7 protein-coding genes are annotated in these 13,018 nt (G+C 60.7%); 1 reads left to right on the forward strand and 6 read right to left on the reverse strand.

The features are described 5' to 3' along the window. Window positions 1-238: 238 nt before the first annotated feature. On the reverse strand, window positions 239-1,915 hold the full coding sequence (locus AC1DVM_RS07810; RefSeq protein WP_477253443.1) for a recombinase family protein: 1,677 nt from the start codon (window positions 1,913-1,915) through the stop codon (window positions 239-241). 448 nt (window positions 1,916-2,363) lie between these two features. Here AC1DVM_RS07810 and AC1DVM_RS07815 point away from each other — a divergent pair, with 448 nt between their 5' ends. Then, on the forward strand, window positions 2,364-6,368 hold the full coding sequence (locus tag AC1DVM_RS07815; RefSeq protein WP_477253444.1) for a PIN domain-containing protein: 4,005 nt from the start codon (window positions 2,364-2,366) through the stop codon (window positions 6,366-6,368). Window positions 6,369-6,734: 366 nt separating this feature from the next. Here AC1DVM_RS07815 and AC1DVM_RS07820 read toward each other — a convergent pair whose 3' ends face one another. The 5 genes from AC1DVM_RS07820 to AC1DVM_RS07840 all read right to left on the reverse strand — a co-directional run. Beyond that, complete coding sequence (locus tag AC1DVM_RS07820) at window positions 6,735-8,801, reverse strand: ATP-dependent helicase (RefSeq protein WP_477253445.1); 2,067 nt, start codon at window positions 8,799-8,801, stop codon at window positions 6,735-6,737. A 78-nt stretch (window positions 8,802-8,879) separates the two neighbouring features. Next, entirely contained in the window at window positions 8,880-9,929 is a 1,050-nt protein-coding gene (locus AC1DVM_RS07825; protein ID WP_477253447.1) for a tyrosine-type recombinase/integrase, read from the reverse strand. Further along, a complete protein-coding gene (locus AC1DVM_RS07830; RefSeq protein WP_477253449.1) occupies window positions 9,929-12,034 on the reverse strand; it encodes a tyrosine-type recombinase/integrase in 2,106 nt (701 codons plus the stop codon). The genes AC1DVM_RS07825 and AC1DVM_RS07830 overlap by 1 nt, the downstream gene beginning before the upstream one ends. A gap of 175 nt (window positions 12,035-12,209) precedes the next feature. Next, window positions 12,210-12,389, reverse strand: coding sequence for a helix-turn-helix domain-containing protein (locus AC1DVM_RS07835; protein ID WP_477253451.1), 180 nt, complete (start codon window positions 12,387-12,389; stop codon window positions 12,210-12,212). A 229-nt stretch (window positions 12,390-12,618) separates the two neighbouring features. After that, window positions 12,619-13,018, reverse strand: a 400-nt coding sequence (locus AC1DVM_RS07840; RefSeq protein ID WP_477253452.1) for a hypothetical protein, incomplete at its 5' end; no start/stop codon positions are given.

A 13,018-nucleotide genomic window follows, 5' to 3' on the forward strand; every position in this document is an offset into this window, starting at 1 on the left:
CTGCTGATTTCCACATCTTTTGCGGGGGATCGATTTTTTTTGCCCAGCAATCCGCCACGCACCACTCCTGGCAAATTCCGTCGTACGCCTTTGACAAGTCTCGCCGGTTTCACGTCTCCGCGACCCCCGACGCTTGTAATCGACGCGGTGTCTAGACGGGAAATCCCGTCCATAMGAGCARCAATTCAAGATGGTTGCGKGTCCYCGCAACCCCCGAAGGWTGTGACCGGCGCGGTGTCTAGATGCCGAAGTCCCTCGTCCATAAGAGCAGCAATTCAAGATGGTTGCGTGTCCYCGCARCCACCGAYACTTGACACCCCCGAACGCAAACCGCGTCGGGGGTGTCTTGCTGTAGGGGTCTAGTTGATCCTGCCTGGCACAAAACCAGAATGCGGGCGAGGTCGCCGCTTAAGATCGCCTCGAGGCCACCAGCACCGACACGCGGTGTCAGCACGATGCCCTCGATCATCGAGCGCATGATGGTCATCGCCTCTTCGCGCGCCGTCGCGTCCTCGAGCAGCAGTTCCAGCTCCTCGACCTTGCGCCGGTAAAGTCCAGCAAGGTTGGGATGCACAGACACCTTTGGATTGGGCCGTGGCGCCTTCTGGCGCGACAGCAGCGCGGCCTTCTCGGCCTCGAGCGCGGTCAGACGCTCCTTCATCGAGGACTGGTACAGGCCGTCCTCGATCGCCCGCATGATTCCGTCGATCTTGCGCTGGATGGCCGTGAGTTTGCCTGATAGGGCCGCGTCATCGTGACTGGCCTCGGCGACCAGGCGGTTGATCTCCTGCGTGTAGGCGTGCGTGAACTCAGCGACGAGCTCAGGCGTCAGCAGGTTCTGTTTGATTGCCTTGAGGATGCGGCTCTCGATCTCCCGGCGCGTAATAGTGCGATCGTTCCTGCATAGTCCCTTGGAGCGATGACCGGAGCAGCCGTAGCGGTCCTTGGCCATGATGGTATAGCCGCCGCCACAGCAGCCGCAGGTGAGCAGGCCAGAGAGCAGGAAGCGGCGACGATGCGCCCGGTTCAACGCAACTCCAGCCTCATCCTCGCCGACCTCGAAGCTTGTCGCCTCCTGGCGTCTCTTGGCTGCCTGCCAGAGGTCGTCCGAAACGATCCGCAGGTCGGGCACCGGCATCCGCTCCCATTGCGCCACCGTGTTGGGCCTGGCCGCCCGCTTGCCGGTGCGTGGGTCCTTCACATACGAGCAGCGGTTCCAGACCATCTCGCCGACATAGAGCTCGTTGTTCAAAAAACCGGTGCCGCGCTCCTTCTGGCCGCGGATGGTGGTGTCCTGCCACAGCCGCCCCTCCGGACCGGGCACGCCCTCCTCATTGAGCCGGCGGGCGATCGCTCGAGGGCTGACCCCACTCGCAAACATCGAAAAGATCCGCTCGACGATTTTGGCCTCTGCTTGGTTGATCGTCCGGCCACCGCGCTCAGCGCCCTCGACGACGTCATAACCAAAGGCCTTGCCGGCAGCGGACTTGCCCTGCAGCACCCGGCCGAGCTGGCCGCGTTTGGTCTTCGAGCGCAGGTCCGAGAGAAATATCTGCGCCATGGTGCCGAGCATGCCCACATGCATGGTGGTGATCGCGCCCACATTGACCGCATGCAGGCTCGCCCGATGGAACGAGAGCTCGTCATGGACGCCGGCAATGTCGGCGAGCTTGCGCGCCAGGCGGTCGACGGCCTCGACGATCACCACATCGAAGGAGCCCCTGCGGGCTTCCGCCAGCATCTTCTGATAGCCCGGCCGGTTGTTGTTCGAACCCGAGATGGCCCGGTCATTGAACGTCGCCGTGACCTCAAAACCCAGCCGCGCCGCATAGCGACGGCAGACCTCGATCTGATCCTCGATCGATTCGTCGCGCTGGTTCTCGCTCGAATAGCGGGCGTAAATGGCGGCGCGCATAGGGAACCCCTGGCTTGGCGACTCGGCAGTTGATGCCTGAGTCTAGCCGAGAGATGAGGCGGGCAAAATGGAGGCTGGTCAGGCAGGGGGTCCGTCGCCAGTTTCCAGTTGAACTTCCGGAATGTGCTACGAGCGGACCGACGGGACCGCCATCGGGACCGTCGCGTATCGACCCATAACGGAAGTTGAACATCAACCGCGAGCAATAGCCTACGCCTTTTCGAGCGTATGGCTCGCCGCATGGAACTATTGACCTTCAGCGTAAATATCACCCTGGACGGCTGCGTCGACCACCAGGAAGAATCCGCCTCATACTGAAAAGGGGCCAAGCCTACCCAATCAAATGGTCATCCGTTTGACCTTTTTCCTAAAGCATTTGGAAAGAGGGTAGTTAAAGGCTACACACGCGCACTCCCGACGTTTCAATCTTGGTATCTACTGGACGGTGATGTCGCTACTCGCTGCTACACAAATTCCGAAGCCCTCAGATGAGCAGGCTTTTGAACGTGCATCGATCGTGCTTTGGCGCGGTCTTCTGAGCGACCCAAATGTCCAGCGCAATGGCCGCCGGGGACAACGTCAGAATGGCGTCGACCTCTTTGGACTCCGCGACAGTGACCCGGAGCGTCACGTCGGAATCCAGTGCAAGCTGAAAGGTGATGGCAATGCCCTCACGGAGGATGAGGTTCGCGGCGAGGTCGCGAAGGCGCTGACGTTCAAGCCCCGGCTGAAAGAATACTTCGTCGTCACGACCGCCCCCGACGATGTTGCAATGCAAGAGTTGGCACGCGAGCTGACGGCCGAACTCAACAAGGCAGGTACGCCGCTGCTCGTCTATGTCTGGGGGTGGAATACACTCGAGGAAAAGATTACCGAGGATGCGGCGGCAAGAAAGGTCTTCGACCCGACCTTTGGACCATTCAGCGAGCAAATTCTCTCGGAAACCCAGAAAATTGCCGCCAGCCAGGATCAAAGTCGAATCGAGATTGGCGCCGGGCTCTCGCGTATCGAGGCAAGGCTCGCAGACGTCGTAAACAGGCTTCCAACGCCACCTGGCGACACGACGACGGCAGCCAGCTCGGTCGAAGCTCATCTTGACGCCGAGATCGACAATTACCGGGATATGGCAAACGGTGGGAAACCCCGCGCAGCCTTGCCTTTCCTGAAAAGCCTCCTGCGTCGAGTCAATACGTCAGCTTCGGGTCGCATCCTCTTCCGCATCAAGGCAAATATTGGCTCATGCCTGCTCGCTCTTGGCGAGGACCAACAGGCCGCCGCGATGTTGTCGGAAGCCTACGGCCACGCGCCGAACGAACCCAAAGCGATCGCCAACAAGGCATTTTCCCTTCTTCTGCAGGGGCACTGGCAGGAGCTTCTCTCATTCGGCAGGGAGGCGCTGCAGGCTGATCCGACGAACGAAGGATTGGCAGGCTACCTGGTTCAGGCGGCTCGATTCGATAATTCGATCGATGAACCGCTTGATCTTGTGCCTGAGGGCCTCAGGGGAACGGCAGCGGTTGGGATCGGTCGGGTCGATTTCATCCGCCGACGTCGGTCGCCGGCCGAGTGGTGGGAATTCGCGCGCGAGGTTGTCGCCGCACATCCAGAGAATCCGCATGCCATTCAATTCGCCGCCGAGGCGGACATCGACGAGACCGTCACGAGCGAGAGCTTTCAACGTATTAGGTGTCTGGGGGCTGGGGAACGGAACCGTCTGGAGAGCGCCGCCACCGCCCTGATCGACCTATGGGACAAAGCCAGAGCCAGCGACGGTGTCCTGCGTGACGAGGATGCGGCTTTGTGCGGCAACATTGTCGTCGCCCTGCATGCGCTGGACGATCTTCCGCGCGCAAAGAAAATTGCGCGCCAGGGTCTCTTGCTCGCGCCTGACGACGTCCCGATCATCACGCGCGCCGCGATGATCGCGATCGACAGCCATGACCACAAATGGGCCGAGGAACTGCTCGCGAAGATGCCGGAGGGGCCGGAGGCAACCGTCGTAGCCTTTCAACTTTATTCTGCAGAGAATAACTGGAGTGAGCTCGCCCGCCTCTATCCGGCTAAGGCCGAGCACATTCCCGAAGTCGAACGGCTCGTCGTGGCAGCGGCGGCCAGGCTCGCGGCGATCAAAATCGGTGATGTCGACGCTAGGCGTGAGCAAATCGAGCAGGTGGCGCGCGACGTAGCGACCGATGCCCGCGCCGGTATTGTGGTTGCCGATTTCGCGCGCATGGAGGACTTCGACGACATTGCCGAGGTGGCATTTCAGAACGCCCTGAAGCAAATCGACGACAATACCCACATCGCAGGCCGGATGATGGTGGCTATGCATGCCGGCCGCCGCGGTGACTGGTCGGTTGTCGCCGACCTGCTCGACGGTCATATCGCAGAAGATTACGACAGCGACGAGCTTCGTACCTTGGCACGAGCCTTCGTCAACGACAGCCCGATCCGCCAGCGGGCCCTGCGGTTTTTCGCCCGCCTTACTCCGTCCATTCGTGAGCTCCCATTTTTTTTGCACGCGGAAGGACTGCTGCATTTTAACCATGGTGATCTCCCCGCAGCCGAGACGATCCTGCGGAAGGCGGTCGAGGCGCAGCCGGAACTGGACAACTATCTCGCCCTGATTTCTGTCCTACGCCGAAGCCAGCGCAGTGATGAGATAAAACCGCTCCTGGATAGCATCGATCTCGCGACCGCGAGAGGCACGGCGATCCAGAAAATGCATCTCGCGCAGCTGTTGCGCACAGCGGGAGAAGGGCCGAAAGCTCTCGCCTACGCATACGATGTCCTTCAATCGGCCAGGAACGATCCGGAGGCCGCGCTCGGCTATTTCGGGCTCATTATGATGAACCCCGATGACGGCCTCATCCCGGCGGTCGACACCGTCGGGAAGGATGCTTTTGTTCGCTTGGAAGGCGAGCACGGACAGAGCAATTCATTCCTGATAACGCGAGAGGACGACCGGCCCGCAGAAGGAATAGTCAGCTTGGCTCACCCGACGGTGATCGCCGCCAGCGGGCTGAAAGTCGGCGACACCTTCGATATGCCTGCGGCCTTTGGCGAAAGTAGGACGTGGCGCGTCGCCGAGATCAAGCACAAGTTCCTGCACGCCCTCCACGACGTCATGGAGAATTTCGAGAAGAGGTTTCCCGACGCTAGGGGTTTCTACACCGTCAACATGGTCGACGGCGACATACAACCGGCGCTGGATCAGATCCGTCGGGCATCCGAGAGCAATCGCAAACTCGCCGATCTCTATCTCGTCCAGAACGTACCTTTGAACATGGTTGCGGAACGTCTCGGCGGCGACACGATAGGGTTCGTTGAATATATCCGATCCCTCGACACCGACATCCGAACTTGCGTCGGCATGGAGGCCGAACGCCTGGCAGCCAGGGCGCTCATCTTTCAGCACCGAGCCGCGGGCGCGGTGCTGGATACGTATGCCGCATGGACGGTCGCGAACATGGACGCCTTTGATGTCCTGAAAGCGGTCTTCGGCGTGCTCGTGGTGCCGCAATCCGTTATCGATGAACTGCGAATTCTCATAGACAAGCAGGAGAGCACCGGCAGCCCTTCGTTGACGATCTCTTGGCACAATGGCCAATACATCAAGCAAGAGCATACGCCAGAAGACATTGCTGCCCGGCGCAGCTTCATCGCCCAACAGCTTGCGAAGATTGAAGCCGCTTGCCAGGTTCGACCAGCAACAGCGCCAGATGCGCCGTCCGAGGTGGCCTCGCTTATCACTGGAATGTTCAATACGCACGTGCTCGATGCGGCATATCTAGCGGCCGAGGGCTACGTGCTGGTTTCGGACGACATGCATTTCCGGCAGTGGGCAGAGGCAGCCTCATCAGTAAAGGGTGTCTGGCTTCAGACCGTATTCGCCTTCGCTCAGGAAGCCGGTGAGATTGGCCGCGATCGATACGCCAATTTGCTGGTGAAGCTGGCGTGGCGGCGCCACGGCCACCTAGCGATCGATCCGCAAGCGCTACTCGATGCATTCCAAGCTGATACAGCCTCAGATCTGCCAGACTTCCACGCGCTGRCCAACTTCATCGGCAACAGAAATGCCGAAATGAAATCCCACCTCAATGTGTTGATGACCTTTCTAAATCACATCTGGAAAAACAAGAACGCCTTCGATGTGAAGACGATGAAAGCAACTGGGATGCTTCTTGAGAAGCTTATCCGACATACTGGGGGGACTTGGGCCCTGACCGTCGCCTTCGTTAAAAGCGGTGTGGACGGCGCGCTTCAGCAGTACATTGACAATTGGGTCCGGGGGCATTTCCTGCCGGCCAATGATTTCGCTGTTGCGCAAGCTGAGGTTGCTGAGATGACCCTTCGCGTGACAGGCCGTCGCGCGGGCCAAGTTGGGTCGACTAAAAGAGGTAAGAATCAGAAAGAGGGTCGGCTGTTGAAAAAACGAAAGCGGCCCCGCTGACAGCAATTCATTTACATCGGAAGGTCGGAAGTTCGGAAGTTCGAACGGCTGCTTCATCGGAAGAAATCTAAAAGCTGTCAGTCAGCAAACGGCCCACTTCAGACGTTGAGGCCGACTCCGCGCAACGTTTGAGATTGGTCAAACTTGATAGCGGAACTGGCTCAGCGAATGTCCACTTCCCTCCATGTTCGCTCGAGCTGTGCGTTTATGGCGCCACGATTGATATCGTCTATCGRCTAGCGGTGGTCCTTGGGACTGAAGCGAGCGAGCTGTTGAAACGGCCCCAGCGGAATAAGAGTTAGGCAGTGACGACTTGGTCTCGGCGGACTTGCTCCACCGGCGAGACCGGCCCGGCGAGCTCTACGCTTATGCAAACATCTTCCGCATTCGCGCCGCGACATCAACTTGCGGAGCACGCGTGGTCAGAAGTGCAGTTTCAGCCGGCTCGCTCGACCAGTTCGCGCATTCGAACATCTTCAGGAGCTTCGAGGGAATGAAGCGCGTCCGCGGCGTGTAGACATGCCTGTCGCCACGCTGATGCTGGCTGTGAGTGAAAAATCGCTGGGGCATGACAAGGTGCAGATGATCTATCGCCCGCGTCATGGCGACGTAAAGAACACGACGTTCCTCATCGATCTCGGTCTTTGTCCCGGTCGAAAGATCACTGGGGATGCAGCCATCGACGGTGTTGAGGATAAACACCGATTTCCATTCCTGGCCCTTGGCGGAATGGATGGTCGAGAGAATGAGATAATCGTCGTCGAGATAGGGGATACCGGCCTGGTCGCTGGTGGCGTCGGGTGGATCGAGCGTCAGCTCCGTCAAAAACCGCTCCCGAGAGGGGTAGCCTGATGCGATCTGCGCCAGTTGCAGAAGGTCATCGTTTCGCACGCCCGCATCCTCGTGGGTCCGCTCGAGATGGGGCTGGTACCAGTCCCGGACGAGCTCGATCTCGGCAGRCCATCCAACCGCTCCCGTCTTGAGCTCACGGGGCATCGCAATGAAATCGTCCCATGCCTCGCCGGTGCGCTGAGGCGRCGACAAGGTTGAGATCGCAGTCAAAGGGTCGGGCGCGTCGGCCATCACGTTGATGATGTCATTGGCCGAACGCGGCCCGATGCCGGGAAGGAGCAGCAGCACCCGGAACGCAGAAATCTTGTCCCSGGGATTTTGAACGAAGCGAAGGGTTGCGAGGATATCCTTGACGTGGGCGGCGTCCAGAAACGTCAGCCCGCCGAACTTCTTGAACGGGATGTTGCGACGCGTGAGTTCGACTTCCAGAGGTCCGCTGTGAGAAGATGTCCGGAACAGGACGGCCTGCTGCTTGAGATCGAGACCCTCTTCGCGATAGGCGAGAACCTGATCGGCCACATAATGCGCCTGATCCGCTTCGTCGCGAACGGTGACCAGATACGGGCGCTCAGCGGAGATGCGGTCGGACCAAAGGTTCTTGGTGAAGCGTTCGCTCGCCTGTTCGATCACGGCGTTCGCCGCATTCAGGATCGGTTGGCTCGAGCGGTAATTCTGATCGAGGGTAATGATTGAAGCGGCGGGCTCGAACTGACTGGGAAAGTCGAGAATATTACGGACGGTCGCCGCGCGGAACGAATAGATCGACTGGGCGTCGTCGCCGACCACCGTCATGCCGTGGCCCTGCGGCTTGAGGCCGAGCAGGATGGAGGACTGGAGGCGGTTGGTATCCTGGTACTCATCGACCATGACGTAATCGAAGCGACCAGAAAATTCGGCCGCCAGCAAGGGCTCGATAATGGCCTGCGACCAGTAGAGCAGGAGATCGTCATAATCGAGGACGTTCTGGGCCTGCTTGGCCTCCACATAGGCTGCGAAGAGAATCTTGAGATCGCCTTCGAGCCCCGCGTACCGGGGAAAGAACCGCTTCACGACCTCATCGATGGTCGCCTCGGTGTTGATGATCCGGGAATAGATCGAAAGGCAGGTACCCTTCTTCGGGAAACGGTCATGGGTCTTTGAGAAGCCCAGCTCGTGACGAACGAGGTTCATCAGGTCTTCGGAATCGCGCGCGTCGTGGACCGTAAAATCCGGGTTTAACCCGAGCTGCTCGGCGTGATCACGCAACAGCCGGGCGCCAATGCCGTGGAAGGTGCCGGCCCAGGGAAGCAGATGGTGACCCGCTCCGTTGCCCAGCGTCCTTTTGCAGATGCGCTGCACCCGGTGCGACATCTCGGCGGCGGCGCGGCGCGAAAAGGTCATCAGGAGAATGCGGTGAGGGTCTGCGCCATGGGCGATGAGGTGGGCCACCCGATGGGCGAGGGTCTTGGTTTTGCCGGAGCCTGCGCCGGCGATGATCAGAAGCGGCGAGGCCATGGTCGCCCATCCTTCGATCACGCCGTGTTCGACCGCCTGCCGTTGGTGAAAATTGAGGGTGTCGAGTGAGGACGCCRTAYTGTTCAAGGCCGAATCCTTCCAAGYRTGGKYGAGAGTCTCAGATTCTTGGTTTGTTCGCAAACTCACGGCTTGTAGGGAGGGGCGTCACTCGCGGCGTCTGATGGCTTCGATCAGCGTTCCGAGGGTCCGGCTCGCCGCGAGATTGTCGGCCTGGATGTAGTACTTCTCGGTCGTGGAGCGGTGGCGATGACCAAGAAGGGCAGGGGCGGCCTGGGCCATCTCGACGGAATCATTCGCAAGGCTGGAGGCGGCGCAGTCGCGTAAAAGATGCGGATTGATCGACATGCCGAAGAGACGCTCTGTCAGCTTTTTGATGCGAATGCCAATCGAGTTCTGATCGGTGAGGATTCCGTCCTTGCCCATCCAGAGCCGGGTGGACCCGGCTGCGCCGGGAAACAGAACGCGGACTTCAGAAAGATAACGCTCCAGCCACGGCAGAAGCATCTCAGGCAGATTGAAGGTAATCGGCTGCTTCGTCTTCGTCTCCTCCGCCGGGATGGCGATCAGCCAATTATTCTCAGTGCGGGTGAGATGCCGTCCAATCTCGAGGCCGGCGAAGTTTTTGACCCGCAAGGGGCGGGCTGCCATCAGCGCCAGCATGAAGGCGTCGCGATAGGCGAGAGCCTCGTTGATCGTCGTCACGGGGCAGGGAAGGCTTTCGAGCTCGCTGAGGGCCGCCGCTACGATCTCGGCGGTCGGCCGCATCCGGGATCGCTTGTCCTTGCTCGGTCGCGCGGTGATCTGGATGCGGTTGCAGACATCCTGCAACCAGCGCCAGGAGCGATCGGGCGCCATCGCCTGCATCACCACCTTGAGGCCGACCATCATCGACAGGCGGGTGATCGGCGCGACCAGGGTCGCGAGATGCTGATGGTAAGCCCGCACAGCCTCGCGGGTGACCCGATCGGCTGGCGCTGTGTCGGCTTCAAGGGTGCCGCTCCATGTGAGATACCCGAGCCAGCGAGCATAGTGCTTAATGTTGGTCTGCTGGGTTCTCGTTGCCCATTGAGCGGCGCCACCGCCCTCATCGAAGAGGTCGCCTGCCGTCAGGGCTGCACGCCACAGCGCCTGATCGGCAACGGGCCATTCGTCATATCGCATGGCGCGACGGATCGGATCGACGATGATGCCCATCACGACGTCCCTTTTGGTTTGGTTTTACCTTTGCGCTTGCCGAACTGCAGCGCCGTGCCACTCTCCCTGGCCTCGGTGAGGAGGCCATCGAGATGGCGCCCGGCGGCCTTGGACTCGGTGCCGAGGTAATGCGCCATGGTGGTGTCGAGGCTGGTATGGCCGAGCACCCGCGATACCGACAGATAAGCGCCGGGATCGCGTTCGACCGCGATCTTGGCGATGGCATGCCGGAACAGGTGGACGTTCATCTCGAGACCTGCCCGATCGCGGAGCGCCTCACAAATCGCCTTTGACATGGACGTTTGCGAGCGGGCCGGGCCATCCTCACCTGGAAACAAGCACGGACCGTTCGCCCCCGGCAGCAGCGGCCGGTGATGCTCGATGAAGCGGCGCAGGAGTGCCGTGACCTCAGGATTGAGATCGTGTTCGAGCGCACGATCGCCCTTCGTTCGCTCCTCCGGTACGAACAGAATGCAGCGGCCCTTGTCGATAAAGCGGAAGTCGGAGAGCTCGAGCGTCCGCAAAGACGTGATCCGCAGGCCGCAAAAGATCAGCAGAGAGACGGCCAATGCCCGTTCCATGCCCTTGGCCCGGCGAAAAAGATTGGTCTGCAACATCGCCCATGCCTCTTCCCGTTCGGGAAAATGCAGGAGTCTTGCGACATTCGCCGGGTCGTCGAACTGGGCGAGCCTCCGGCGATTGCGATCGGTCATCTGATGGCGCTTGCCGGCATCGAGCCGCTTGCAGATCGCCTCCAGCTGCGCCAGCGTCGCCTCCTCGAACCGGCAATGGTTCTTGCCGATTAGCCGGAGATTGCGAGCCATGTTGTGGATGCGCTGGGTCTTTCCCCCACTGCGATCATGGAAGAAGCGGATGCCGGCCTTGAATGCGTCCGGCTGGAGCAGAACACCAAGGGACGTGATCTCCGCCAGAGCGTAATGGCCGCATTCCACCAAAGCAGAGGCGAAGCTGCGGAACGTATAGAGCCCGTGCGCGAGGGTCGCCGGGCGCAAGGGTTTGACGGGCGCATCCTCGTCGAGCGGGTCGGGATCGGACATCTTCTGGTACCAGGCGTCCACATCGGCCTGGAAGCTCGCAGGAAAGTCGTTCAAGGGCCGCGCGAGCGGGACCTCCCTGTTCGGTTCACAAAGCTTCTGCTGCGGCCAGCCCGGGACATCCCGCAAGGCGCCGTTCCACTTCGAGATCGTGTTGCTGACGATCTCTGCGGGGTCCTTCACGAYCTCCTCGGCCTCGAGSGCCGCCTTGAACCCKATCAGGGTCTCAGGGATGACGTCCCCCGGCGAAAGTCCCGTCCGCGAGCAGTAGATGGCGAGGCGATGGAGGGTCTGACGGTTGTAGGGCTTCTCGATGCGGTCGAGCAGCTCGCGCCAAGCCGGCGTCATGGCAAAGCGCCGGGTCACCGGCAGGTCAGCCTTGCCGTAGCGCGCGAGCGCCTGGACGGCGAGGGAGCGGATGTTGGCGAAGCTTTTGTCGGAGAGGCCGAGTTGGGCGGCGCTCTTTGAAGCAAACAGAATGCGCAGGCGCCGCGGACTCGCCTCGATCGTGTTGAGCGCCGTGCCGAAGACCTTCGCAATGCGCTTCATCGCGGAGACCATGTCGCGCAGCTGGATGGTCGAGAGGGTGCTGTCGGTCGCAGCCTCCGTCATCATGTCAGCAAGGGTGGACGACGCAGGAGCGATGAAGGCTTCCGCGCTCGCGACGACAGGCAACGGCGCAGAAACCACCGCGTCACGGTGAATGCGTTTGGCGCGGGTGCGGGATGTCACGGCAGCCTTGTGTGGCGTTGTCGCCTCCGCGTCGATAGCAACTGCGACGAGGGGCAGCTGCGCCGACATCACAGCATCACGGCGGATGCGCTTGGGACGAGTGCGGGGCGTGACGGAAGCCGCGCAAGGCGGCGTCGTCGACACGGGATCCACGGCAACTTGGACGAGGGCCAGCTGCGCCGACATCACAGCATCACGGCTAATGCGTTTGGCGCGGGCGCGGGGCCTGACGGAAGCCTTGCGGGGCGCCATCGGCACTGGATCGACGGCAACTTCATCGTCGCCGCTAATGCAGAAATCGAAGCGGATTTGAGACATTCGGGATAAGCTCCTTGGGTCAATCGGGGTCTCGGGATGACAGGGGCGGACAGAGGGTCCAATTCGGGAGATAGCACCCTTTTGGTTTTACGGCGTTCAACCGCCGGCGGTCTCCCGACGGCCGATAAGATGCTGACAACGCTGGACAAAATCGGTCAGGTGGGGCCATCGCTTCTCACCCGTGGCGGAGGCGCTCGTAGACCGTCACATCCTCCTCGGAGAAGCGCAGCTGGGAGCCGATGCGGTGCGCCTTGAGCTCGCCGCGCGCCACCATCCGGCGCAGGGTTTTGACACTCACCCCCCAGCGGGAAGCCAGCGTCTCAAGCGTCGAAAGGGACTTGGGGTTGGTCGTCATGGACGATCCTCCGGGTCAGGGTTGAGGTCATCGGAGGCGGCAGGGGACGGGCTGGCAGCGAGGGCTTCGCGCGCCGCTTGCCGAGCTAAGACACGAACGAGTTCGACCAGCGCCGCGGGCAAGAAAGCCTGCGGATGCTGTTCTGGGTCGAGACGTGTATTGGCTGGTTTGTCCACTGGGTGCCTCCAGTGGACAGGGTTGGCTCAGCTCGGGAGCGAGGTCGAACTCCTTAACGCGACGATTTTGAATCGCGTGATCGGGGTACCAAGGGCGGGCGATAAGGAGCGGGCCCTCGAACGTCGAGCATTTCCAGAACCACGTTGTCGATCAACACCGGCTCGAAAGTCATCCCTTCCGGCTGATAAATCCGCAAAGCTTCCTTCACGAAACCAGTAAACCCGACCTCGGCGAGGTGACTGACCTTGTTAACGGTATGGCGGGGGCGAATACCGAGCACCTTGTGGTAGGTGAGCAACAAGTCCGCGATCAGTGATCGAAGATTGCGATTTGGGGTCCTGCCGCCCTTGTGGTCGGTTGAGGACAGGCTCAGCTCTTTTGCGGTAAGGGCGGCCTTTCGGCTCCACTCCCCCATCCTTTCCAGATAAAGCACGTGATCGACCCATGTCGGC

The sequence above is a fragment of the Microvirga sp. P4_A5 genome (genome assembly GCF_056402495.1).

Bases quoted from the DNA above. Each gene is read 5' to 3' on its own strand.
- AC1DVM_RS07825 (WP_477253447.1), bottom strand. From the start codon at position 9,929: ATGGGCATCATCGTCGATCCGATCCGTCGCGCCATGCGATATGACGAA.
- AC1DVM_RS07835 (WP_477253451.1), bottom strand. From the start codon at position 12,389: ATGACGACCAACCCCAAGTCCCTTTCGACGCTTGAGACGCTGGCTTCC.